Below are 25,539 nucleotides of genomic sequence, written 5' to 3'. Positions count from 1 at the left end.
AAAGTTCAATAGTGAACATAGCTTTTATATGCCTAGATTAATGAACAAATTACCTTTTAATCGAATTAACACTATTAAACCCAACCAATTCGTCCCATCGACTACCGGGTTTACGGTAATAAACCAATATTTGATAGCTGTTATTTGTTTCAAAAAATGAGCCTTCGAAAACTTTATCGTCAAAGTTTCCATTCTCATCTAGCCAAACATATTTAAAGTCGTACAAGCCTTGTTTTAACTTTAAATTACCATAAAAACGTTTTCTGCTCGGCTCGTAGCTTAATTTATTTTCGTCGTTTAAAATGTAATTATTAAAACGACCAACAACATAAGCATTACCTTTTGGTGTTGGTGGTGTAGCATTTAAAGTAAATAAAATATTAGCATAATCGCTATCTGTAATGTTATCTCTTCCATCTTGATTGCGGATAAAGAAATTTCCGTTTTCATCAAATTGGGTGCTGTATTTGGCAGTCCCGTTGGGTAAATCTGTAAATAGAACTATTTGGTTAGCGGTGTCTCTATAAAAATCTTGAACGTGTTCTGCCTTGAACCTAAAATTCCTGAAATCGAATTTTCTAAACTCATTGCCAGCCCAAAATTCATTACCGTTAATCTCGTTATAGGTTAAGGTATTTTGCCTAACAAAAGTAGGTTTGGTATTAGTAATAGCTGTTTCTGGAATTCCATTTTGCATAACTACTGCTTTAATATCAGTAGAAGGATTTTGAATTAAAGTTTGGTAAAATATAGAGAAGTTTACCTTTTGCTTTGTAAACCTGTACTCAACAGAACTACTTGGTAAAACCTCTGCGCCAACATTTACAGTGTTATTTACGACATAAAAGCGTTGTGTTACAATAAGTTTTTGAGGATCATTATTTTCGTATACCTTTAGTAAATAGTTGCCGGCAATTTTTGGTTTAATCTGGTCGTTAGGAAAAACCAATGAGTAATGCGTAAATTTTTGAAGCGTATTAAAAGAAAATTTGTAATTAAAGATAATATCCTCACTTAATCCTTCTAAGTAATCTAATTTATTAATACGAGAAGGTTTCCAATCGTAGGTACAATGTTCAATGGTGTAATTGTAGTTTTTATTGCCACCTTTTAAATCATCAAAAGCAAAAGTAATGGTTTCGCTACCTCGTAAAATGATGATAGGGAATGATTGCTCCTTTTTAGTATTATAGCATTCAACCGTTTTAATGTAAGGTTGATACACTTTATTGTCATACACTATTTGTGCATTTACGTTTAAGAAGAACGCAACAAGAAAAAGTATCAACCCTAATTTTTTCATTATGCCTCTAACTCCATAATCTCAGAAGCCAATTCTTCCCAAGTTTTTTGAGCGTGGTCTAATAAAGCTTTTTCAGCTAAATACCTTTTGTTGGCTTCATCTAATTTATGTTGATTAGAAAATACTTCTTCCCTTGCTAATTCAGCTTCCACTAGTTTAACGCTCAATTCAAAAGCTGCAATTTCATCTTCAGTTCTTTTCAATTTGTCGTTTAATTTTTTTAGTTGCTGTTGTGCATTTGCAGGAGCCTGTTCAACAGGTTTTTTCTTTTCTTCTGTAGTTGGCTTAACCGGAATTGGTTTTGGTGTAGGAATTACCCTTTTACTATTCCATTCTTCATATTCTGCATAGGTTCCCGGATATTCCTTAATTTTTTCTTCCTCAATAAACCAGATTTTGTTGGCCACATTATCCAAGAAATATCTATCGTGAGAAACAGAGATAAATGTTCCTTCATATTGTTGTAAAGCCTGAATTAAGATGTTCACCGATTGAATATCCAAGTGATTTGTTGGCTCATCCAGGATTAAGAAGTTCGAATCTGTAGTTAATGATTTCGCCAAAGCAACCCTCGATTTTTCACCTCCAGATAACACTTTGATTTTCTTGAAAACATCGTCGCCAGTAAACAAGAAACATCCTAAAATAGAACGTAATTCTGTATCTGTATGTTTAGGTGCAAATGCTTGTAATTCTTCTAAAATGGTATTTTCTAAATGCAATGATTCTAATTGGTGCTGTGCAAAGAAAGTAGTTGTTACATTATGACCAGTTTCAATTTTTCCAGTAAAACCTTCGGCTCCGGCAATCATTCTTAACAAGGTAGATTTACCTTTACCGTTGGCTCCAATTAGAGCAATTTTATCGCCTTTTTCAATTAAGCCGTCGGCATCTTCTAAAATTTCAATATTTGGATATGCTTTTGTCGCATTCTCAACCTTAATTACGTGTCTGCCACTGGGTTTAGAGAATTTGAAGCTAAAGTTTACAGTCGGATTATCATCATCAACATCTTCCACACGCTCCATTTTATCCAAAGCTTTCATCCTGCTTTGCGCCATTTTAGCTTTACTCGCCTTAGCTTTAAAACGCTCAATTAATTTTTCTTCTTGCTTAATTTTTGCTTGCTGATTTTTAAATTCTCCCTTTTGAATTTCGCCACGTAAAGATTTCTCTTCCACATAGAATGAATAATTTCCTGCATAAACAGTCAGCTTTCCTTTTCTAGATTCTACTGTCTTACGAACAATTTTATCTAAGAAATACCTATCGTGAGAAACAATTACAATAGCACCTTCAAAACCTCCTAAATAGTTTTCCAGCCATTTAATCGATGGTAAATCCATATGGTTGGTAGGCTCATCCAGTAATAAAATATCTGGAGTTTGTAATAGGATTTTAGCCAACATTACACGCATTCTCCAACCTCCAGAGAAGGTGTTTAGCGGACGGTGTTGGTCTTCAGTACTAAAACCTAAACCTGCTAAAATCTCATTTGCTCGGTATTCGATGTTATATCCATCCAATGCCTCAAATTCTTGTTGTTTGTCGCTTAATTTGTATAAAACATCCTCACTGTAGTCAGTTTCAATCTGTTTTAATAGCTCTTCAATTTCATCGTGTAGCTGGTTTTGGCGTTCAAAAGCCTCCATTGCTACATGTAAAATGGTATGGTGAGATTCGTATGAAAGTAAGTCTTGGTTTAAATAGCCAATTTTTAAATCTTTTGCCATCGAAATGCTGCCAGAAGACGGAGCGTATTCGCCAACGATAATTTTAAGTAAAGTAGACTTACCGGTACCATTAGCGCCGATTAGTCCAACTCTGTCGCCTGGTTTAATGTGCCAGTTTGCTTCGTCGTATAAGGCTCTAGAGCCAATTAGGAAGGTTAAGTCGTTTATAGAAATCATTTCGTTGCAAAAATACGATTTTTTAAGCCTGTTTTCAATTCTATTTTTTGAAAATGAAAGGCAGTAATTAGTGGCAAAATCAGTCGCGTTTTTTGCTGGGATCCCCGAAAAGGATCGGGGGATTTTTGCTACAACAGGGTTTATTTAACAACGGCTTTTGCAACTACTAATTATGTAAAATGGAAGAAGTAAGATGGAAAATGGATTAATATATCTTCCATTTGAATTTGGATTTATAAATTTTGTTTATACCTTTGTACTGTAATAAAAATAATTACAGAATGAACAACGGAAGATTTGCCATTGCTCTGCATATTTTAACCTTGCTTGATAAAGCGAAGGATGAATTGTTGTCTTCTGAGTATTTAGCTGGAAGCATTAATATCAATCCGGCAATGGTGCGTAAAGAATTAAGTAGCTTACGTAACCACGGATTTGTAGAAAGCAAAGAAGGTAAAAATGGGGGTTCATCTTTAGCTAAATCTGCAAAGGAAATTAGCCTGGGCGAAGTTTACCAAAGTGTTAGACAGCTATCACTTTTAGGCCATCAAAAAAACACACCAAATCCAAAATGTCCTGTTGGAAAAGACATTAATGAACATTTAAATAATTTATATAACGATACAGAATTAGTGTTGATTGAACAGTTGAGCAAACAAAGCTTGGCAGATTTTAGTCAAAAATTCAAGTAAAATTTTTTACGCTAAACTGTAATAAAATTAATTACAATATAAAAATAAATAATATGAAAGTAGCAATTTTAGGCGCCACAGGGTTTGTGGGAACAGCCATTTTTAACGAATTATTAAGTCGTGGAAACGAAGTAATTGCCATTGCCCGCAACTTGGATAAAATTGAAAGCACTGATGAAAAACTAACCAAAGTAGCAGTTGATGTTTTAGATAAGGAGCAATTAGCTGCCGCATTAAAAGGTGCTGATGCTGTGGTTAGCGCTTTTAATGCAGGGTGGACAAACCCAAATCTTTATAATGACACCATCACAGGGGCAACAGCAATTCAGGAGGCAGTAAAATTGTCTGGAGTAAAACGTTATATCTTTATAGGTGGGGCAGGAACTTTGGAAATTGATGGTAACCAACTGGTTGATGCACCTCAATTCCCGGCAGAAATTTATCCAGGTGCATCAGCAGTAAGGGATTATTTTAACACGCTTAAACAAGAAACAGAATTAGACTGGTTGTTTTTTAGTCCAGCGATAGAAATGCACCCAGGAATTACTATTGGTCGCACAGGTAAATATCGCTTAGGTAAAACAAGTCCTGTATTTAATGAAGAAGGTCGTTCTATTTTATCGGTAGAAGATTTGGCAATCGTAATAGCAGATGAATTGGAAAATAAAGCACATCACCAAGAGCAATTTACGGCAGCATACTAATGAAGAAATGTTAAATTGAAGAGGTAAGTTGGAAGATGTGATTGAGATGTGTGTATTGCGATTTGCCCAAACAATAAAGCAATTCAACAATATTGATTCTAAATTTTCCCCTTTTCCCTCTTCCATTTTACATTTCCCATCTTCTTAAGTATCTTCGCAGTATGTATCGCCTCATCAAACCTATTTTTTTCAAGTTCGACCCAGAAAATGTTCATCACTTTGTTGTAAAACGTTTAAAATGGTTTCACGATTATTTCCCTTTAGGTAAAACCATTCTAAGAGGTAGTTATGATATTCATTTAAAAGGTTTAGAAAGAGAAGTTTTTGGCATCAAATTTAAAAATCCGGTTGGTTTAGCTGCAGGATTCGATAAAAATGGCGAATACGTAGAGGCTTTAAGCAATCTTGGTTTTGGTTTTATAGAAGTAGGCACGGTAACACCTTTACCACAACCTGGTAATGATAAACCTAGGATGTTTAGGTTGCAAGACGATAGTGCAATAATCAATAGAATGGGCTTTAATAACAAAGGCGTTGATGTTATGGCAGAACGTTTGCGATTGCTGAAAGACAAAGACCCTAGCATTGTGGTTGGTGGTAATATTGGCAAAAATAAAAATACGCCAAATGAAGATGCAACTGGCGATTACATTAAATGTTTTGATCGCTTATTTGATGTTGTAGATTATTTTGTGGTCAATGTAAGCTCTCCAAACACACCAGGATTAAGAGCTTTACAAGAAAAAGAACCTTTAAAAGAATTGCTAAATACTTTGCAACAACGCAATTTAAAAAACGATATTTCTCGTCCTATACTATTAAAAATTGCACCAGATTTAACTAACGAACAATTAGACGATATTGTAGAAATTGTTCAAGAAACTGGTATAGCTGGAGTTATTGCAACAAATACTACAATAGATAGAAACGGACTTTATACAGACGAAAAAGTGAAAAGTGAGATGGGTGGTTTAAGTGGAAAACCATTAACTCAACGCTCTACTGAAGTTATTCGTTACCTATCAGAAAAATCTAATCAATCTTTTCCAATTATTGGAGTTGGAGGTATTCATTCTCCGCAAGATGCGAAAGATAAAATTGAAGCTGGTGCAGCTTTAGTGCAACTGTATACGGGTTTTATTTATGAAGGACCTGGTTTGGTAAAAAGGATTTGTAAGGAATTGGTTAAGTAATTTGAATGGCTTTCTGGAGCTCAATTACCTATTGATATCCATAATTTTGCCTTTTTCGAGCATATCCTTTAAGTCGTTTCTAACTAAGGAGAAAACTTCTTCACTATAGCCTTTTTCTTCTAAGTCTGATAATCCGCTTATTTGATTTGTTTCAAATTTATTTGGCGTTAAAAATACGCTGTCTCCAACAACCTTCTCAACTTTGTAAAGCGTGTAACTTTGATTAGGTAATTTAATTTCATAGACATCGTTTTTTTGTGGAGATAATATGATTTTAGCATTTTTTGCATCATCCTGTTTGCTATAAAGCATTCCGCCAGCAATGATAAATGCTACCACTAAAAAGCCAGAAAAAATCCAAATTGGAGTTTTAGAATTTGATTTAGCATTCTTATAAGTTTCTGTTAGGTTATAAGTGAAGTTACTTTGTTCTAAAACCTCATGGCAATGTGTGCACTGTGAAATACCAATTTTTCCGGCAGGAAGAAATGGAATCCAAAACAGGTGTACATATCTTTGAAAAACGTTTAATTGTATAGTAAATTGGTTGCTACAGTTTAAGCATTTATCTGGTATAGTTTCTGTCGCAATTTTAGTAGTGGATGTTCCGTAAACAATCATGAGAGCTGAGTTAATTTTGACCCAATTTAATATATCAAATCATTATTCTCACCTTTTCAAAAAAAAATATTGCTATTTATTTACTTCTTTCAATGATGAAACCCCTGTTTTCTTTTGTAAAACCTACTTTTGGATAATACTCCATCGCTGTGGGAACAGAAAGCAATAAAACCATTGATTGTTCACCAAGTTTTGCTCTGGTTATTTCAATCAATTTTTTACCAATTCCGGATTTTTTATAGTTAGGACTTACCGCTAAGTCTGCAAGATAACTAGACCATACCCAATCTGTAATTGTCCTAGAAACTCCTACAAGATTTTCGCCATCCCAAGCAGTTACGATCAAATCTGAATTCTTGTACATTGCTGCTATTCTTTCTACATCATGTATTGGCCTAGGAAGACCGGAACTTTCATATAATTCGATTATTTGACTAGTTGATGGTGTGACATCGGTTTTATAGCTAATTTCCATAAGTCTAATTTTTCTTTTTTAATGTTTCCTCAACCCTAAATTTTGTAATTCTAGCTATTAAATCTAAAGGCATTGGTTTGTCTAACGGAAATTGAACCGAGCCTTTACCTTGTTTATAGACCGACAAATCTTTTTCGAATGCTTTATGTCCAGTTGGTGTAGCATAAAAACCAATGTGACCTTTATATCCTGCAAAATATACTAAGGATTTCCCTTTTAATTTGAAGGCAGGCATTGCATAACTAATTGATTCTTCAGCTTCAGGAGCTGCAGTTTGTATTGCTTCCCTAACTTGGTTTAAATATTCTCTTGTAAGAGTGGGAAACCCAGTTAGATATTCATCAATGGTTGTTATTTTGCTTGTTTCCATAAAGCTTTAATTAATTCTACTCATAAACATATACCAATTCCATTCCCAGTTATTTCCCTTATCTAAAGAACAGGCTTGGCTCCAAATAGGATTGTTCAGGTCTCTTGCATCCCATCGAAATGCCATAATTATTTCTTTTCCCTCAAAAATATCCTTTGCAAAAAAATGCCCAACATTACTCTCAAATGAACCAACAACTGGCGGATCTAATATACCATTGTTAGAGTCTGCCCAATAAATACTCCATAATTTTGTTTTTGGATTGAAAAGCCTAACGGTCATTCCTTCAAATTTTTCTCCATCAAAATCTACCAAGAAATTGTCTATATTGCCAATTCCGTTTAGAATTTTGTACATTTCTTGAGTTGATAAAAACTCCACCCATTCATTACAATTGTTAAACCTTGTCTTTAGTTTCTTGTTATGAAGATTCCATTTTCCTTCAAAAAAATCAAAATCAGTTTTTGATGAAGTTGTAGAAGGTTTAATGTCTAATTCACCGTCAGGTTTAAAACTTAGTAGTGGCAATGGTGATGTCATTTCAGAATTTTCCATTTTTAAAATTAAACTTTAATTCAAAAAATGCAAACTCTTTTATGATGCTAAACTTCGGGCTCTAAATATCCTTTTAAGGCAGTATGTACAAAATAAGTCCAGCCTTCTACAAAATTGGCTTTCGCAAAATCTGGCCCACCTTCTGCAAGTGTATCTAGGCCAGTATGTGTAAGTTGTAATAAAGTTTGTTCGTCTTTGTCAAACAATTCCCAAGTAACAATTGAATTACCTGGATAGTTATCATATCGCCAAGTGTAAGTTATTTTTTTTCCTTCAATAACTTCTGTCACTTCACATAGGTGGAGATMTYGTATGCCGTCTTCTGGCCCGCCAATAAAATCAAACTTAAAACCAACCTTAGGTTGAAAATCTTCTAATTGAAAATACCAGTTTTTCATTTCATCAATATTTGTTATTGCACTCCAAACTTTATCAATAGGAGCACTGTATGTTCTTTCAACTACAACATTTTCTGATTTCATAATAATTATTTTAGATGTATCTTATTTAAAAGTAAATAACACTTGGAATAGGTTTATGTTCATTAATTTATCTCATTCTTTTTAGAAGCTCACTTTCAGCAATTGCTTTTTCTAGTCGTGAGAGTTGTGTGGCTTCTTGTTTGGCACCCATTATCCAGCCTATTATCAATTTTTGATAGGATGGAGCTTGTGTAGAGAAAAAATCCCAAGCCTTTTTATTGGCTTTAAATTTTTCCCCAAATGCTAAGTTTAGTTTTCTAGCTTCATTTTCGTGAATATAAACCCCTGATTTCTCTTCTTTTCGATGCTGAAAAGCGGTTAGACCTGCTGGTTGCATCAGACCTTTTTTAATCAATTCATCCATTTTTTTGATGTTAATGCCACTCCAAATACTAGTTGGCTTTCTGGGCGTAAAACGGATAGTATAACTTTTCTCATCTATGGATTTCCTGATGCCGTCAATCCATCCAAAGCAAAGTGCTTCATCAACAGATTCGGGCCATGACATACTTGGTGTTCCACTTCCAACCTTGTAAAAACCTACTAATAATTCTGTTTTGGTTTGATGATTTTTTTTTAACCATTCTCTAAACAATGTTGGTTTTTCGAAGAATTGAGGTTCCATTTAATAAAGGTAAATTTTAGGAGGCAATGGCAATAATATTTTTTGCGTTAAAACATGGTGTAAGGGCAAGGAATAGTTGGGCAGAAAATGAAATAAGAATTTAGTTATTGACTTATGGCCAATGAACTAATGATGCCAATGAACTAATAAAAAAACTTAAAGCACAAAAAAGCATCCCAAAAATAAATCTGAGATGCTTTTTTAATCTTTTAAAGAAAAAATCTAACTATCCGTTAGCTGCAACTAATTGAGCTAAAATTGCATTGTTTTTAGCTAATTGGTCTGTTTTAGATTGTTTAGAACGGCTTCCCAATTCTAAGTTAGTAGCTAATTTTAAAGTTTTAACTTCTAAACGAGAAACATTTTTATTGTATCTATCTTTTCTTTTTAATCTTGTTACTGCCATGATAATAAGCTTTATTTCTTTTAATTATTGTTAATCTGAGGTCGAGAGCGGATTCGAACCGCTGTAGCAGCTTTTGCAGAGCTGAGCCTAAGCCTCTCGGCCACTCGACCTTTTAAATTCAAGGTTGTTCCAAAGGAATGCCTTTCCTTACGGGGCACAAAAATAACAATTATAAGTTAGTATGCAAAGCTGATTGCTTTTTATTTCAATTTATTTCTTATTTCTACTCAATTCACTACAAAATATGGCTGCAGATACGGCAACATTTAGTGATTCGGCCTTGCCAAACCTTGGAATAGTGACTGGAGTTGTAATTTTTTCTAAATGTAAATCACTGATTCCATGTCCTTCATTGCCCAACAAAATTAACCCTTCATTGCCCCAATTTGTTTTGTAAATATCATTTCCCTCTAATAAAGCTCCAAATATCGGGAGTTTAATTTTTGATAAAAAGGAGTTGAGGTCAGTATAACTTACATTCGTCCTGCATAAAGAACCCATGGTAGACTGTACTGTTTTGGGATTATAAGCTTCAACTGTGTTTTCAGAACAAATCACATTTTTTATCCCAAACCAATCGGCAGTACGAATAATGGTCCCAAAATTACCAGGGTCTTGTACATCATCCAGTACTAAAGAGAAAGAATTCTTCAAACTATTGAGGTCTATTTCTTGTTTAGCAGGGATATGAACCAGGGCTATAATTCCTTGCGGTGTTTGCAAAGTACTAATCTTCTCTAATTCGGCGTTGTTTACTTCAAATAACTTTATATTTGTGAGGTTATTTGGCAATAGTGGAGCATAAGCATGAGTATAATAGATGCTATTTAACTGATAACTTGAATTTATGAATTCTGTGATAGATTTTATACCTTCAATAATAAATATCCCACTTTCTTTGCGGTACTTCTTTTGATGTAGCGATTTTATAAAACTGATTTGAGATTTTGAAAGCATACAATAATAACTATAAGCAGCAGGTACAAATTCTTACAATATTACTATTTATTCTTGTTTTTGTGGCAGGATGTTCTTCAACAAAATATATTGAAGACTATCAATCTATAGTTAAGAAGGTTAAAATTGATAGCATTGATAAAGCTTATGAAGAGAATGCCTATAATTATATCCAAAAAGACATTCGGCCATCCATTTTAGGTTTAAATGTGGGTATTTACAATATTTTTAATACTAAAAATGGCAAATATAAAACTAGTAATATCAAACCTCTTGGCGATCCACCTCCAATTTTAGATAGTGCATTGGTAGAGATTTCGCGTAACCAAATAGAGAAATACTTAAAAAGCAAGGGTTTCTTTATGGCAAAGGTGAAATCTGAAATCGAAGTAAAAGACAAAAAAGCAAAGTTGAGGTTCGTGGCTAAGCCTGGTCCGCCATTTTTTATAAATGGAATTACATATCAAATTACCGATACCACCATTAAAAACCTTTACCTTTCAAATAAAGAGTCTTTTACTCATTTACGTGTAGGCAAACAATATGATGCTGATTCTCTAACCTACGAAAGAGAACAAATTTATCAGCTGATGCGTCAAAATGGATATTATGATTTTGTACGTCCTTATATTAGTTATAGTCCAGATTCAAATCAAAATAATAGCAAGGTAGGTGTAAAGTTAATTATCGAAAATCCACTCGATGGTACAAAACACAAGACCTATAGTATAGGCGAAACAAATATTCTTATTGCCGAAAATTCAGAAGGTTTTACTGATTTAGATAAACTTTCAGACTCGTTAAAAAACAAAAAAGCTTTTAGAGGCATTAAATTTACAGACCTTTCAAAAAGGTTTAGAAGAAACCCCATTGTACGCTACGATTTCATTAGGGAAGGAGAAACTTACGATATCAGAAAGGAAGTTTTAACCTATGATAGGCTTTACGAATTAAATGTGTTTAAAAATGTTAAAATAGATTACAATAAAGCTAAGGATAGTACCGCTAAAATTGACCCCGTTATTTTCTTAATTCCGCAAAAAAGAAGAAGCGATAGGATGGAAATTGAGGTTCCTTTTAACAGTGGAACACTAGGTTTTAACGTTAGTAATACCTACACAGATAATAATTTTTTACGAGGAGCAGAGCGATTTCAGTTTCAAATAAAGGGCGGTTTGCAAATGCTTAATGAAAAAGGTGTTCCTATCTTTAAAAATATCTATCAAAGGGATTTTTCAGTTAGTGCTGGTTTAACTGTTCCAAGGTTAATGATTCCTTTTGGCATACCTATGATGGGAAAAAATGGAATGCCATACACAACTTTCTCTACTAGTTATTTGTATGCCCTACAAAAAGATATTACTGTTCGACGCATTTTTATCAATTCTGTGAGCTACGATTGGGTAGAAACAAAATCTAAACTTCACTCATTCACTCCTCTAAATTTTGAGTATCGTTTTGGTAGTGTTTTAATCGATAGCAATGATAAAACAAATCCAAACTACATTGTTAATGAAGAAATTTTAAGAAATAGTTCTTATAACATCCAATTGCTAGGGCGTAAAGATTTTACCCTAGGGATGAAATATGCGTATTCTCTAAACGCTGATAAACTATTAGAGAATAGAACGTTCATTTATTTTAGAGGAAACATAGATATTGCCGGTAACTTATTATCGGGTATATCTAGCTTGGCAGGAGATAAACATGACCCTCAAAATGGTGACTTCGGAACAATTTTCGGTTTGCCATTTAATCAATATGTTAGGCCTGAAATAGATTTACGTTGGTACAAGCGTTTAGGTGCAGAAAGACAATTTGTTGCAAGAATAAATGGTGGCGTAGGTTATGCTTACGGAAACTCTATTTCTGTACCATTCGAAAAATTATTCTATGCGGGTGGTTCAAACGGTGTACGTGCTTGGCAAGCTAGAACGTTAGGTCCTGGTAATTACAACAGGGATGTAATTAAAAGTGAGGCTGCTAGAAAGGCATCTTATGGTATTGACCAACTGGGCCAAATGCGAATTGAAACCAATTTAGAATATCGATTCATGTTAATCAATAAGCTTTTTGGAGGTAAATTAAGAGGTGCTACTTTTCTTGATGCAGGTAACGTATGGAATATCTCTCCAAATAATCCTAGGCCAGAAACTTATTTCGATTTTAAACGATTGGGAGAGCAAATAGCTATTGGAACGGGGTTTGGTTTTAGGTACGATGTTCAGTTTTTTGTGTTTAGATTCGATTTAGGCTTAAAACTTAAAGATCCTCAATTTGCTGGTTCAGAACAATGGGTTATTGGGAAATATTTTAACGGAGCAAGAGATTTTAAAGCTAGGTATTTGGCAGACCATTCTCCAGATAGATATCGTTTCATGCAATATAATTTTGGTATAGGAATGCCTTTTTAATTGACGATTTTGGATTTAGGAATTACGAATTGATTAATAATCTATCCTGAGTTTAAATCATTCGAAAAGCAATTCCAGTGAACCTGTTAAAGTTAGTCTGGCTTTTACGCTATATCTTTATAATTATCCTTCGACAGGCTCAGGATGACAATCATAAAGGATGTCGCTTCAATCCAGTTTACTTAACAAAGTCCTGTGCTACTATTTAAAGTTGCATCACGCCAAATGAACTAGTGATACTAATGAACCAATAAACTTCTTACACCAAATTCCTTAAATAATCAAAAGTAGTTTCAAAGAAGGTAGAAATATTCAAACCGTTGCTGTAGCTAAAAATCATAAAAATAATGAGCAAAACAACGGCAATGTAAATGAATTTCTTAAAGGCAAAAGCAAGAACAACGATAATTAAAGGAATGATAATCAAGAAAATTCTGCTGATTGTGAAAGGATTTAAATTTCCTTCTTTCTTATAAACATACAGTAATTTACTGTGTGTACCTCTGTCATTTTGATGTTTGATGTAAACAAAAGTAGATTTATCAATCGCCAATGGTAAAATGGCAACACCATCATTAAAGGTTAATTGTTGTGTAAAACCACTTACACTAAAAGTATAAGTTCCATTAATTTGCTCCAACGGATTTTCAAGTGAATCAGCTGCAATTATGGCAAGTTTGCTGTTTTTTAATAAACTTTCCTTCACTAAAAAGTTATTGATATCGGCATTTTGTGCAAAACAACTGCTGCAAATTAACATTAAAAACAATACAATTATATTTCTCATTCTATAGACCGTTTATTGTAAATTAGGTAACCTAAATGTAGTAAAACTCCGTTTCTTTTATTGTTATCATCGTATAAATTATAACTAAAACTTACTGGTCCAACTGGAGTATGGTAAACTAGTCCAGCCGTTCCTGCATAACGCCATTTACTAATGGCACCGGCATACTTTACGCCCTGTAGTCCTTCTTTTTGAAAATCTTTGTAAGGTAACATTAAATAGCCTTCTAATCTAAAATCGAAGTTCTTTTTGATGTGAAATATGTTTTTTAATCCTCCAGCTAAATAACTTGTTGCTCTAAAGTTTTCTAAAAATAACGATTTGCTATCCTGCAATGGATAAAAAGCCGGAGCGGCTAAAAGAGATGAATAATAATTAAAAAACAATGGTTGATTGGAAATTACACCCTCGACCAAATAGCCTAAGCTATAGTTTTTAGAATGTAGAAAATAATGTTCATCGCTCAATTTAATGCTTCCCCATTCTCTAAAAGTACGCTGAATGGCAAGTTGGTTTGTAAATGATGTTAATGTTCTAAAAATGTTTCCTGGTGTATAATTTTCTTTCCCCGTAGTAAAACTAACGCTTAATAAAAAACTATGTCCTCTATCCGCATATTGTTTTCTGTTTAAGGAATTTTTATCAAATGTTAAACTACCTTTTAATCCATTAAAAACAGTTCTGTCTAATATATCCCCAACAGCAAAGGTATTAGTAGGGCTGTACCTATCGTTATTATTAATAAAAGCTGCGCTTAAAGTAAGTCTGGCATTGCGATTTAAAGGCATTCCAAATTTCAAGTCAATTTTCCTGTCAGCTTGTTCAATATAAGTTGGATGAGGATTCTCAATAAAAATCTGACTTGTGTTATAGTAATTCCAGTGATTATAAGTCAGCTCTGCTGCGAGATACAAGGGTAATCCCGATGGATAATCTAAACGACCACTTACCTGCGCAGATTCATAAAATCTTCCCGAATAAAAATTAGCACCAACCGTATAAGCTTTACGATTAAGGTAATTATATTGTAAACCCAAGTAAACATTACTTATTGGTCTTGATGAAATATTACCGCCAAAATCTATCTTGAAACTCTTTTTCGGCTGTGCTACAATTTCAAAATTGTAACTGTCTGTTTCTGGATGATATGATATTTTTGGATAAACAGTTTCAAAAGTTTCATCGGCCACTAATTTATAATAACCTCGTTTAATATCTGCTAAATTGAAGGTTGCGTTATCACTTTTGAAAAGCCGCTCTATATATTTTTTTTGTTGAGAATTAACGCCAGAAACGGTTACATTGCTAAAAACTAAATCTGGTTTACGCTGATTAAAAATCAATCGTTTTGAGGTTAATTCTTCGTTATTAACTCTTCTTGCAATTGCTTTTTTAATATTTGCCATATCAGTCATTGTCGCATCATAGCCCCGTTTAATTAGCTCTGCAACAGGTGTAAAATTGGTAGTAGTATAATCAATTAAATCTGGCTGAATATAAATACCATTATCGCCAACCAAAGTAGAATCGGATTTGGAAAGAAACATATATACCAAAAATCTGTTCATTAACTTGTCATCATTTTTTGGATAAGTATTAAATGTTTTGGATGAGACATTTGCACCAATAATAAAGTCTGGTTTAAACTCAGTTTTCATCACATCAGCAGGGAAATTATTGTATAAGCCACCATCAAAAACATATTTTCCATCTAGTTTAATTGGCCTATATACCAAAGGAACCGTCATGGTTGCCCTAACTGCCTCTGCTAAACTTCCTTTGCCAACTGTAAGACTTTTTTGAGATAAAACATCAGATGCCATACAACGAAACGGTACAAATAGGTTGTCAAAATTATCTTTTGAAATGGCTGATGCTTGTGAAAATAATTCTAAAAGAGCGAAATTAAGCGGAATATCATTTACAATATTGGACCTAAAATTTAACCTTAAACTTGTATCAATTGATAATTTTGCGGTAAGAATAGAAGCGTTTGCGTTCGTTTTCTGGAAGTAATAACTATAATCACTTTTGTATTTTCCGGCCACCCAATCCTGGAAATCAGCACTTAATGCTATTTTCTCTATTTGTGTAGGAGAATAACCTGCTGCGTACATTGCACCAACAATACCACCCATTGATGTTCCCGTAATATAATCTATTGGAATATTGTTTTCTTCGAGTGCTTTAAGTGTACCTATATGAGCCAAACCCTTGGCGCCACCGCCGCTTAAAACTAAGCCAACCTTTTGTGCTTTAACTTGTAGCACCAAAAGCATAAGAAATAAAACGAATAGCTTTTTAGGATACATCACCCTATAAAAATATCGTTTTCTTTTTAAATTAGTTTAAAATAAAAATAGAATAAGTTAAATAAGACGCAAAACTGACCCAAAGAATATAAGGTATAAATAGCAAGCCAGCTATTTTATTTATGCGATAAAAAATAAATGTATTTACAATTATCGTTAACAATAAAATGCCAATTTCTATGAGTGCGAAACCAATCTGTTGTTGGTAAAAGAATAAGTAAGACCACATTAAATTAAGCAACAATTGCAGTAAATAAACACCAACTGCCCAAGAATATCCAGATACAATCTTTCGTCTTTGCCAAACTAGATAAGAAGAAATACCCATTAAAATGTATAAGGTAGTCCAAACAGGACCAAATATCCAATTTGGAGGATTAAATGATGGTTTGTTTAAAGTTGTGTACCAGGTTTTAACGGATTCGAAAGTTAAAAAACCACCAATTGCACCAATAGCTAATGGGATTAAAAGGCAGATTATAAACGGAAAAAATTGAAATCTGTTACTACGACTATTCATTATAGATTAGATGTTAATTTAACTTAATGTTAACAAAGATTTAGCAGGCTTGTTTTAATATTTGTACAATATCTAATCAATCCAAATTAGTGGGTGCCTAACTGGTAAATTTCTAATTACCTCTTCGTTTTTTGGACTGTGTTCTGCTTTTTGCCAAGTATTAAACCATTCCTTGTTTTGATAAGCAATTGCAGAAAATAGGATAGATGGTTGCGCTACAGGCCAACTTTCCCAGTGCATGGCATCTTTTGCATATGGCCATCTGGTTTTATCAGCAATAAAAGGATATAAAAACGCTACACCTTTTTTAATTCCAACTCCATCTTTTGTTTTGTAAGTCCAAAGATTATCTTGCCTTGTGCTTAATAGCTGACAAATTGTTGCAAAAGCATCAAGGTTAAAAAGAGAATAACCGAAAGGTTTAGTGCGCTTTAATTCTAAAGGTAAACTCCCATCTTTTTCCATTTGTTGAGGTAGTAGAACTGTTTTATATCTATCAATACAAAAATTTAAGAGTTCTTTATTGCCCGTAAATTTAGCAAAACAAGCTACTTGCATTACCCAGCAAGTTCCATGGTTGTTTTTTGCATTCATTTCATCTTTACCATATTGATGTGTTGTTAACCAAATTAAATATTCAGCAAACCATTTTTTTGCACCATCAATAGTTGTCTTTGGTAATGACTTGGCATTTTGAATGGCAATAATTCCTTGCACAACTTCCATTAACTGAATAGTGTCTATAATTCCAATTCCTCGCCCAGTGGCAACACCTTTAATGGCTTGTGCGTATAAAAGATTAGGGTTCATTTTTGTATTTGGATTGATGAACCAAGCATTAACATGAATAACAGCTTGTTTAACGTATTTCTCATCGCCAGTTATTTTGTAAGCAGAAGCTAATGCCCCAATTATCTTACTAAACCGAATCATAGCCAACCTGTGGGCAACAAAATTTTGTGGATTTGTTAATCCATCTTTTTGAATATATGGGCCATCTGGTTTCTCTGGATTTGGCCACCAATAATCACCTTCAGAATAAAAATCATTTTTGCCACCGGCACTTCTACTAGCAATTTCTGCACTAACAGTAATTGGTTTTTGTTGCAAAGCCCATTTCGCTTCATCTAATGTTTGTTTACGAAGTGTGGCCGTAATGGCTGATTTAATTGAATCGTCATTCTTCCATCCGATAGTAAAGAGTAAAATAATTAGGAAACAAAAAGCTTTAAAAAATTTCATTGTTAGGATTGATTAAGAATAATACATAGATAAAACAATTTTCATTTTATGGGGTTTTTGATATGCCATGAATAAAATTCCTTATCTTTCGTAAATATGTAATTAATTATATAGAAATTGAAAAATCTATCGTTTTACGAAAAAAATAAACCATCAAAATACTTCTCAAATAAATAGAAATGAAATACAAACGCCTTTTAGAAGATGTGAAAGAATTTGTAATGGATTACTTCCATACTCATCACAATGAAAACCTGGTTTACCATAACTTAGAACATACGCAAGATGTAGTTAAGGCAACTATGCAAATTGCCAATCACTATCAATTAAACGATAAAGACTTTTTTATTGTAATGACTGGAGCTTGGTTTCATGATACAGGATATTTTGAAGACACGCAAAACCATGAGCAAATTGGTGCAGATTTAGCAGTTGATTATCTAAAGAAAAATGATGTTCCTGCAGATGTTAGAGATGCTGTTATGCAGGTAATTCTGTCAACAAAAATGCCTCAAAAACCTACTAATCAGTTAGAAAATATTTTGTGCGATGGTGATTTATTTCATTTGGGCACGGAAGATTTTAGCAAAAAAAGAAAGCTGATGCACAAGGAAATTGAGTTGCTCTACAATAAAGATATCAGCAAAAATGAGTGGCGTAAAAGAGACATCGAGTTTTTAGAAAGTCAGCAATATCATACAGATTATTGTGTATTGCTACTTAACGACCAAAAAACTGTAAACATTGAAAAATTAAGAAATAAGTTAAAAGAAGAACCTGAAGTTGAAATTAAAAAAGATGATAAACCGATTATACAAGAAAAACTGTTAACCAAAAAAGATAAAAAAAGACCCGATAAGGGGATTGAAACTATGTTTCGTATTACATCTTCTAATAACCAACGTTTGAGTGATATGGCTGATAATAAAGCGCAATTGCTAATTACTGTAAACTCAATCATTCTTTCGTTAATAGTGAGTTTGGTATTAAGAAGATTAGAAGATAATGCCTTTTTAATAGTACCTACTTTTATTTTATTAATGGTGAGTTTATCAACCATAATATTTTCAATATTGGCTACAAGACCTTCAATTCCTGATGGTTTGTTTACCGATAATGATTTAGAACGTAAAAAAGTGAACCTGTTATTTTTCGGCAATTTCTACAAAATGGCTTTGAACGATTATTCTAAAGGAATGGTAAAAGTGATGAACGACAATGAGTTTTTGTACGGTACGCTAATTACTGATGTTTATTCGCAAGGTGTAGTTTTAGGCAGAAAATACAAGCTGATAAGAATAGCCTACAACATTTTTATGTTTGGCTTAATTGCTGCGGTTTTAGCTTATGTGTTTTCTTATATTGGTTACGGTAAATTAAGTTAGAATGCCCACAACTGTAAAAGATGAATTTTTTGACAGAGATTTAAGTTGGCTTTCTTTTAACGAACGGGTACTTGAAGAAGCGAGCAGAGCTGATGTCCCTTTGTTAGAACGTATTAATTTTCTCTCCATTTATTCTTCCAATTTGGATGAGTTTTACCGTGTGCGTATGCCAGTTTTATTGGCATTGGAGAAACTAAGTAGAAAGGAAAAAAATAACATTTCAATTTCCGATGACTTGTTGGAGAATGCCAATCAAGCTATCCGGAATCAGCAACAAGAATATGGCAAAGCGCTAAGAGAAACCATTATTCCGCAACTGCGAGCTCATAAGATTAACTTTATTTATGGCGTAGATATTCCTGAAGAATTATGCAAAGAGGTTAGAAGGTATTTCTTGAGTCAGGTTTTGGCATTTTTGCAACCTGTAAATTTGGCTGATGCGAAATCTTCTTTTTTCCCTAATAATAATGAGCTTTATTTTCTAATTAATTTAATTGAGGATGGAGAGCTACAAACTATCATATTAAACATTCCGAGTAATAATTTACCAAGATTTTATAAAATTGAAAAAGGCGAAGAAACTTTTATCGTCTTTTTGGATGATATCATAAGAAATAATTTTGATATACTTTTTAAGGATGCTGAAATTACTGGATGTTTTAGTTTTAAGATTACTCGTACTGCAGAAATTGATTTGAAAGATGAATATGCAGGAAACTTAGCAGAGCAGATAGAAAAGCAATTGCAAAAACGCGATTTTGGTTTGGCAACTCGGTTTTTACATCAACCTGGTGTGCCAGAAGTTACAATGGAGTTTATAAAAGATAAGCTGAATCTTCAAAAAGCAAACATTGTTGAAGGAGGAAGATACCATAACTTAAAAGATTTATCTTCTTTTCCTGCAAATGATAAAAGTCTCAAGAACCAATCTTGGCCTAAAATTAATTATCCTGAAGTTGTAAAAGAGAAATCATTACATGAAGAAATTTTACAGAAGGATATGCTCGTTAATCCTCCTTATCAATCTTATGATAGTGTTTTAAGGTTTTTTAATGAGGCAGCTACAGACAAACAAGTTGAAGAAATTTACGTGACTTTATACCGTGTTGCTAGCGATTCTAAAATTGTAAATGCTTTAATCAGCGCCGCTAAAAATGGCAAAAAAGTATTTGTGTTGGTAGAGCTAAAAGCTCGATTTGATGAAGCAAACAACATCAAATGGGCTAAAAAAATGAAAGAGGCTGGAGTTGATATTGTTTATAGTGTTACCGCATTAAAAGTTCATGCAAAGATTGCCTTGGTTAAAAGAGCGGTCGACAATCGTAAGGTCTATACTGGTTTATTTGCCACGGGTAATTTTAATGAGACAACAGCTAATTTTTATACAGACCATATTTTAATGACTGCTCATCAGGGTATGTTAAGGGAAATGGAATTGTTATTTATGTTTCTGGCAAAACGTGTTAAACCTACAGACCCAGATTTAATAAAATTTGAGTATTTATTGGTTGCACAATTTAACTTACAGCAAACCTTTGTAAATCTGATAAATAGAGAGATTTTGAATGCTTCAATTGGAGAAAAGGCGTCAATTATCATCAAACTTAACAATTTAGAAGAAAAGATTTTAATTGCTAAACTATATGAAGCATCGCAAGCTGGTGTTAAAATAGAATTAATTATTAGAGGTATTTGTAGGCTAATTCCGGGTGTAAAAGGAATGAGTGATCACATCAAAGTTGTAAGAATTGTAGATAGATATTTAGAACATGGACGAGTTTTTGTTTTTCATAATCAAGGAGATGAAGAAATTTATCTTGGTAGTGCTGATTGGATGAACAGAAACATTTACAGAAGAATAGAAGTGTGTTTTCCGATTTTTAGCGAGGAGATAAAAGCAGAAATAAAATCTATTTTAAAACTTCAGCTCTTAGATAATGTTAAAGCAGTAGAAATAAATGACAAAATGATTAACATTCCTGTCGTAACAAAACATAAACCAACGCAATCTCAATATCGTATTTATGAATTATTAAAAGAGAAATACAATGTCTAATCACCCTAAAATCAGAAAAATACAATATTTACTTTTATCAGCATCGCTAATTAGTTTTGCTATTTTATCTTGTTCTCAAACAAAATCAAAAGGTCCAGTTAGCCCAACTGGTTATGATTTAACAAAGCCTCAGAAATATGGTATGCCAGATATTCTACAAGAAATATCAGGAATTGCATTCAATAAAGGCGATAATAAAATTGTTTATGCAGAGATGGATGAAGATGGAGCTTTATTCAGTCTTCCATTAGGTACAAAAGATGAAACAAAGACAAAGTTTGGTAAAAAAGGCGATTATGAAGATGTGACAATTGCAAAAGGTTGGGTGATCATGCTCAAAAGCAATGGCGATTTATACTCTTTTCCGTTAAGCGAAACTAAAAATGCAGAGGTTTCAAAAGTTACTGAAACAACGGGGCTTTTCCCAAAAGGAGATTACGAAGGCTTATTTGCTGATGAAACCACAGGTAATGTTTACGTATTGTGTAAAACTTGCAAACAAGATAAAGATACTAAAGTTACTAGTGGTTATGTATTAACGTTGCAAAGCGATGGCACATTAAAATCTGCCGGTAATTTTAGTATAGATGTTAGTCAAGTTGACAATTTATCTGGCAAAAAGAAAGGAACTTTTCATCCATCGGCATTAGCTGTAAATCCTTTAACAAAAGAATGGTACATTGTTTCTTCAGTTAATAAAGCATTAGTTGTTGCCGATTCTAAATGGAAAATTAAAGCAGTTTATCATTTAAGTTCTAACGAGTTTAATCAACCAGAAGGTATTGCGTTTGATAATGCTGGTAATCTATATATTTCTAACGAAGGAAGTGAAACAACTGTAGGGAATATTTTAAGGTTTGATTATAAAAAACCTTAAATTTAAAATTATATTGTTCTTAACTCTCAAAATATCAATATGTTAAAAAGGCTACTTCTAATTATATGTTTATTTCAGGGCTTAACTGTAATTGCTCAAAACGATGTTAGGTATAGGGTTATCTTAATTGGTGATGCCGGAGAGATGAACGATGGCCAAGGTGCATCTTTAAAAAATGCGGCGAAACATGTAATTAAGGGAAAAACTACCACACTTTATCTAGGAGATAATATTTACCCGGTTGGGATGGCAATTCCTGGCTATGGCGATTTTGCTGAAACCAGTAAAATTCTCCAATCTCAATTTAAACCAATGCGTGAAGCTGGTTCAGCTGTTTATTTTATTCCAGGTAACCATGATTGGGATAAATCTGGACCAAATGGTTTAGCAAAAATACAGGCACAAAGTGATTATTTAGCATCATTTAACGATCCACTTTTAAGGTTAATTCCTGCAAATGGTTGTCCAGATCCGGTTGCCATAAAGTTAACTGATAAATTAACTGTTATTGCCTACGATAGCGAATGGTGGTTATTTCCATACAATAAAAGTAATCCAGCAGCAGATTGCGACTGTAATACTAAAGAGGAAGTTATTACGCGTATGGAAGATTTGATGGAACAAAATAGAGATAAGATTATCATTTTGGCTTCGCACCATCCATTTCAAAGCTATGGAGCACACGGTGGATATTTTACCTGGAGAAATCACTTATTGCCTTTAACCTCATTAAATAAAAGTCTAGCAATACCATTGCCTGTTATAGGTTCTATTTATCCGATGTTGCGTTCTACTTTATTGAGCCCAGAAGATTTAAATCACCCTGCCTATAAAGACATGATGAAACAGATTAATTCTGTTTTCGGTAAGAAGCCTAACGTAATTTATGCGGCTGGTCATGAACATGGCTTGCAATTAATTAAAGGAGAACAGCTGCAAATTGTAAGTGGCGCAGGTTCTAAAATGACACCTAATAAAAAGGGAAAAAATTCTTTGTTTCAAGAGATGAACCAAGGTTATGTTATCGCAGACCAATTGCTTAACAATAACATGCGTTACGAATATTATGTTTATGCAGATACTGGCGTAAAAAAGGTTTTTAGCTATACGCAACCATACAAAGAGATAATGGCTAAGCAGCAAAGCGAATACAAAGTCATTAAAGCCGATAGCATTACCATAAAAGTCCACCCAGCTTATGATAGTGTAGGTAAAGTTCATCGTTTTCTGTTCGGAGAAAATTATCGTAAGGATTATGCGATGGACACAAAATTTCCTGTTTTAAGAATATCTGAAGTTAAGGGCGGTTTAACACCAACACAATTGGGTGGCGGCAATCAATCTAAATCTCTTCGTTTAAAAGATAAAAATGGAAAAGAATGGGTTTTAAGAAGTGTAGAGAAATATCCAGAAGTTTTATTGCCACAAGGTTTAAGAGAAACTTTTGCTAAAGACATCATTAAGGACAATATGTCTGCCCAACATCCTTTTGGGGCTTTGGTTGTGCCAACTTTAGCTAAAGCCGTAAACGTTCCACATAGTACGCCAATTATCGGTTGGGTTTCGCCTGATGCTAATTTGGGTGACTATTCTTCAATGTTTGCCAATACTTTGTGCTTGTTAGAAGAAAGAGAGCCAATTGGCGATTCTGACAACACTGCAAAAATGTTTAAAAAGCTTGATGAAGACAATGATAACACCTACGATGCAGGGTTAATGCTGCGAGCAAGGGCTTTAGATGTAATGGTGGGCGATTGGGATAGACATGAAGACCAATGGAGATTTTATCCTGAAAAAACTGAAAAAGGAAAGAAATATTTAGCAGTACCAAGAGACCGTGACCAAGTTTTTTATAGTTCTGATGGCTTTATTCAGCGTTATGCACAAGGTTCTTCACTTTTACCTATGATGCAAGGCTATGAGCGTGAGATTAAAAAAATTGACTGGTTTTTATGGGAGGGCAGAGCGATGAATAGTCGTTTAATGTCTCAGTTTACAGAAGCCGAATGGGATAAAGTAATTAAAGATTTTTGCGCAAAACTAACTGATGATGTTTTTGAAAAGGCATTAAAACATTTGCCAGAACCTAATTACAAATTGCGCCATGATCAGTTTTTAACCAGGTTAAAAGAAAGAAGAGCTTCAATGCCAAAATTAATGAATGATTATTATCATTTCTTTAACCGGATAGTAGACATACAAACAAGTGATAAAAACGAACGTGTTTTAATTACAGACTCTGCCGGTCAGCGTTTAAAGGTTCAAATCAATAAAATCTCAAAAGATGGAGATATTAAGGAAGAGATTTTTAGTAGAAACTTTGACCCTGAAGTAACGAAAGAGATTCGTTTATACACTAAAGATGGAAATGATAGCTTGCTGTTAGACAATAAAACATCAAATATTAAACTAAGAATTATTGCTGGTGCAGGTAAAAAATACTACAATATCCCAAATGCATCAAGGTCCGTTCAATTGTTTGGCAGAAAGAACGGGAATTCTACATTTGCAGGCGAAGATGAAAATATGCTTCGTAAAAAAATGGCGGTAGATACTTCCAATGTCTCTTATTTAGGTAAGGATATGTATAGCCGTTCATCTTTAAATGCAGCAGTTGGTTTTAATAATGATGATGGTTTATTGTTAGGCTTAAACTATAAAATTATCAATCCTGGTTTTAGAAGACAGCCGTATGGAAATTCGCAACATTTTTCATTCTTATATTCATTTGCAACAGGAGCATTTAAGTTTAATTATAGCGGCGATTGGTTAAAGGCAGTGGGCAAGGCTGATTTTGTTTTAAAAGCAATTGCTAATGCACCTGACAATACGCAGAATTTTTTCGGTGTTGGTAACGAAACTAAATATGATAGAGATGCAAACAGCATTAGATTTTATAGAGCAAGGTTTAACATTTATCAACTAGAACCGGGGCTTAGATGGAGAAGGCCAAAATCTACTTTTAGTATTGGAACACTGTTTCAATATTACAAATTCGATGCAGATGATAACCTTGGTCGTTTTATTACAAATAATTTACAACTCCATTCTTACGACAGTTTGAAGATTGAGAAGGACAAATTGTATGGTGGAATTGTAGTCAATTTCGTTAATAACACACGAGATAACGACATTTTGCCAACTTTAGGAAGTTATGTTGATTTTAAATGGGCAGCTTATAAAAGCTTAAATAAGTACGCAAATTCTTACGGACAGTTCACGGCAAGTATCGCGCTATATAAAAATCTCGATGGAAGAGCTAAATTTGTATTAGCGGATAGATTTGGTGGAGGTATAACTGTTGGCAAGCCAGCATTTTATCAGAACTTATTTTTAGGCGGACAAGGAAATTTATTAGGCTATCGTCAATTTAGATTTGCTGGTCAGCACAGCTTTTACAATAATGTAGAGTTAAGGGCGAAACTTGGAGATTTTGTTAGTTATGTTTTGCCAGGCCAAGTTGGATTAATGGGTTTTTATGATGTTGGTAGGGTTTGGAATAGTAATGAAAAATCAGATTTATGGCATCACGGAGTAGGGGGAGGTTTATACTTTTCACCAGCTTCATTAGCAATTTTCCGTGTTGTAATGGGACATTCTAAAGAAGGATGGTATCCTTATGCTTCTATGAGTTTTAGGTATTAAAAGAAAGA

At 33.6% G+C, this 25,539-nt stretch carries 22 protein-coding genes and 1 tRNA gene; 8 read left to right on the top strand and 15 right to left on the bottom strand.

Annotated features, from left to right (window positions below):
* Positions 1 to 49 precede the first annotated feature (49 nt).
* Complete coding sequence (locus EZ428_RS17185) at positions 50 to 1,303, bottom strand: type IX secretion system plug protein (RefSeq protein WP_131554420.1); 1,254 nt, start codon at positions 1,301 to 1,303, stop codon at positions 50 to 52.
* Entirely contained in the window at positions 1,303 to 3,213 is a 1,911-nt protein-coding gene (locus EZ428_RS17180) for an ABC-F family ATP-binding cassette domain-containing protein (RefSeq protein ID WP_131554419.1), read from the bottom strand. The genes EZ428_RS17185 and EZ428_RS17180 overlap by 1 nt, the downstream gene beginning before the upstream one ends.
* Positions 3,214 to 3,494: 281 nt before the next feature.
* Between EZ428_RS17180 and EZ428_RS17175 the strand changes: the two genes are divergently transcribed.
* The 3 genes from EZ428_RS17175 to EZ428_RS17165 all read left to right on the top strand — a co-directional run bounded on the left by EZ428_RS17175 (position 3,495) and on the right by EZ428_RS17165 (position 5,802).
* Entirely contained in the window at positions 3,495 to 3,905 is a 411-nt protein-coding gene (locus EZ428_RS17175) for an Rrf2 family transcriptional regulator (RefSeq protein WP_131554418.1), read from the top strand.
* 53 nt (positions 3,906 to 3,958) lie between these two features.
* Entirely contained in the window at positions 3,959 to 4,609 is a 651-nt protein-coding gene (locus tag EZ428_RS17170) for an NAD(P)-dependent oxidoreductase (protein WP_131554417.1), read from the top strand.
* A 161-nt stretch (positions 4,610 to 4,770) separates the two neighbouring features.
* Positions 4,771 to 5,802, top strand: a complete 1,032-nt coding sequence (locus tag EZ428_RS17165; protein ID WP_131554416.1) for a quinone-dependent dihydroorotate dehydrogenase — start codon at positions 4,771 to 4,773, stop codon at positions 5,800 to 5,802.
* 24 nt (positions 5,803 to 5,826) lie between these two features.
* Here EZ428_RS17165 and EZ428_RS17160 read toward each other — a convergent pair whose 3' ends face one another.
* The 9 genes from EZ428_RS17160 to EZ428_RS17120 all read right to left on the bottom strand — a co-directional run bounded on the left by EZ428_RS17160 (position 5,827) and on the right by EZ428_RS17120 (position 10,293).
* On the bottom strand, positions 5,827 to 6,423 hold the full coding sequence (locus tag EZ428_RS17160) for a hypothetical protein (RefSeq protein WP_131554415.1): 597 nt from the start codon (positions 6,421 to 6,423) through the stop codon (positions 5,827 to 5,829).
* A gap of 76 nt (positions 6,424 to 6,499) precedes the next feature.
* Positions 6,500 to 6,898 carry a GNAT family N-acetyltransferase gene (locus EZ428_RS17155; RefSeq protein ID WP_131554414.1) on the bottom strand — a complete coding sequence of 133 codons (399 nt, stop codon included), beginning with the start codon at positions 6,896 to 6,898 and terminating at the stop codon, positions 6,500 to 6,502.
* 4 nt (positions 6,899 to 6,902) lie between these two features.
* On the bottom strand, positions 6,903 to 7,268 hold the full coding sequence (locus EZ428_RS17150) for an iron chaperone (protein WP_131554413.1): 366 nt from the start codon (positions 7,266 to 7,268) through the stop codon (positions 6,903 to 6,905).
* 6 nt (positions 7,269 to 7,274) lie between these two features.
* Complete coding sequence (locus EZ428_RS17145; RefSeq protein WP_131554412.1) at positions 7,275 to 7,823, bottom strand: hypothetical protein; 549 nt, start codon at positions 7,821 to 7,823, stop codon at positions 7,275 to 7,277.
* Positions 7,824 to 7,870: 47 nt separating this feature from the next.
* A complete protein-coding gene (locus tag EZ428_RS17140; RefSeq protein ID WP_131554411.1) occupies positions 7,871 to 8,305 on the bottom strand; it encodes an SRPBCC family protein in 435 nt (144 codons plus the stop codon).
* Positions 8,306 to 8,372: 67 nt separating this feature from the next.
* Positions 8,373 to 8,930, bottom strand: a complete 558-nt coding sequence (locus EZ428_RS17135) for a YdeI/OmpD-associated family protein (protein ID WP_131554410.1) — start codon at positions 8,928 to 8,930, stop codon at positions 8,373 to 8,375.
* 226 nt (positions 8,931 to 9,156) lie between these two features.
* Positions 9,157 to 9,336, bottom strand: coding sequence for a spore protein (locus tag EZ428_RS17130; protein ID WP_131554409.1), 180 nt, complete (start codon positions 9,334 to 9,336; stop codon positions 9,157 to 9,159).
* A gap of 38 nt (positions 9,337 to 9,374) precedes the next feature.
* Positions 9,375 to 9,446: transfer RNA gene (locus EZ428_RS17125), tRNA-Cys, on the bottom strand.
* Between the two features lie 100 nt (positions 9,447 to 9,546).
* Complete coding sequence (locus tag EZ428_RS17120) at positions 9,547 to 10,293, bottom strand: TrmH family RNA methyltransferase (protein WP_131554408.1); 747 nt, start codon at positions 10,291 to 10,293, stop codon at positions 9,547 to 9,549.
* On the opposite strand from EZ428_RS17120, the gene tamL reads away from it, so the two are divergent.
* A complete protein-coding gene (tamL, locus tag EZ428_RS17115; protein WP_131554407.1) occupies positions 10,284 to 12,707 on the top strand; it encodes a translocation and assembly module lipoprotein TamL in 2,424 nt (807 codons plus the stop codon). The genes EZ428_RS17120 and tamL overlap by 10 nt on opposite strands.
* Before the next feature lie 259 nt (positions 12,708 to 12,966).
* On the opposite strand, the gene EZ428_RS17110 is transcribed toward tamL, so the two are convergent.
* The 4 genes from EZ428_RS17110 to EZ428_RS17095 form a co-directional block, all read right to left on the bottom strand.
* On the bottom strand, positions 12,967 to 13,494 hold the full coding sequence (locus EZ428_RS17110) for a hypothetical protein (protein ID WP_131554406.1): 528 nt from the start codon (positions 13,492 to 13,494) through the stop codon (positions 12,967 to 12,969).
* Positions 13,491 to 15,773 (bottom strand): patatin-like phospholipase family protein, encoded by a 2,283-nt coding sequence (locus EZ428_RS17105; protein WP_131554405.1) that lies wholly within the window; start codon positions 15,771 to 15,773, stop codon positions 13,491 to 13,493. Before EZ428_RS17105 ends, EZ428_RS17110 begins: the two co-directional genes overlap by 4 nt.
* Before the next feature lie 64 nt (positions 15,774 to 15,837).
* Positions 15,838 to 16,326: a TspO/MBR family protein gene (locus EZ428_RS17100; protein ID WP_131554404.1), complete on the bottom strand. Its 489-nt coding sequence runs from the start codon at positions 16,324 to 16,326 to the stop codon at positions 15,838 to 15,840.
* A 72-nt stretch (positions 16,327 to 16,398) separates the two neighbouring features.
* On the bottom strand, positions 16,399 to 17,568 hold the full coding sequence (locus EZ428_RS17095; RefSeq protein ID WP_131554403.1) for an alginate lyase family protein: 1,170 nt from the start codon (positions 17,566 to 17,568) through the stop codon (positions 16,399 to 16,401).
* A gap of 179 nt (positions 17,569 to 17,747) precedes the next feature.
* Here EZ428_RS17095 and EZ428_RS17090 point away from each other — a divergent pair, with 179 nt between their 5' ends.
* The 4 genes from EZ428_RS17090 to EZ428_RS17075 are packed head-to-tail and all read left to right on the top strand — an operon-like array spanning position 17,748 to position 25,531.
* Positions 17,748 to 18,953 (top strand): Pycsar system effector family protein, encoded by a 1,206-nt coding sequence (locus EZ428_RS17090; protein WP_131554402.1) that lies wholly within the window; start codon positions 17,748 to 17,750, stop codon positions 18,951 to 18,953.
* Position 18,954: 1 nt separating this feature from the next.
* Positions 18,955 to 21,009 (top strand): polyphosphate kinase 1, encoded by a 2,055-nt coding sequence (ppk1, locus tag EZ428_RS17085; RefSeq protein ID WP_131554401.1) that lies wholly within the window; start codon positions 18,955 to 18,957, stop codon positions 21,007 to 21,009.
* A complete protein-coding gene (locus tag EZ428_RS17080; protein ID WP_225871083.1) occupies positions 21,002 to 21,886 on the top strand; it encodes an SdiA-regulated domain-containing protein in 885 nt (294 codons plus the stop codon). Before ppk1 ends, EZ428_RS17080 begins: the two co-directional genes overlap by 8 nt.
* Before the next feature lie 39 nt (positions 21,887 to 21,925).
* Positions 21,926 to 25,531 carry a BamA/TamA family outer membrane protein gene (locus EZ428_RS17075; protein WP_131554400.1) on the top strand — a complete coding sequence of 1,202 codons (3,606 nt, stop codon included), beginning with the start codon at positions 21,926 to 21,928 and terminating at the stop codon, positions 25,529 to 25,531.
* Positions 25,532 to 25,539 lie beyond the last annotated feature (8 nt).

Origin of the sequence: Pedobacter frigiditerrae (assembly GCF_004331645.1) — a bacterium.
GTDB classification, from domain to species: Bacteria; Bacteroidota; Bacteroidia; order Sphingobacteriales; family Sphingobacteriaceae; genus Pedobacter; species Pedobacter frigiditerrae.
The sequence above is the reverse complement of the archived record's forward strand: the minus strand, read 5'-3'. Positions and strand labels throughout refer to the sequence as shown.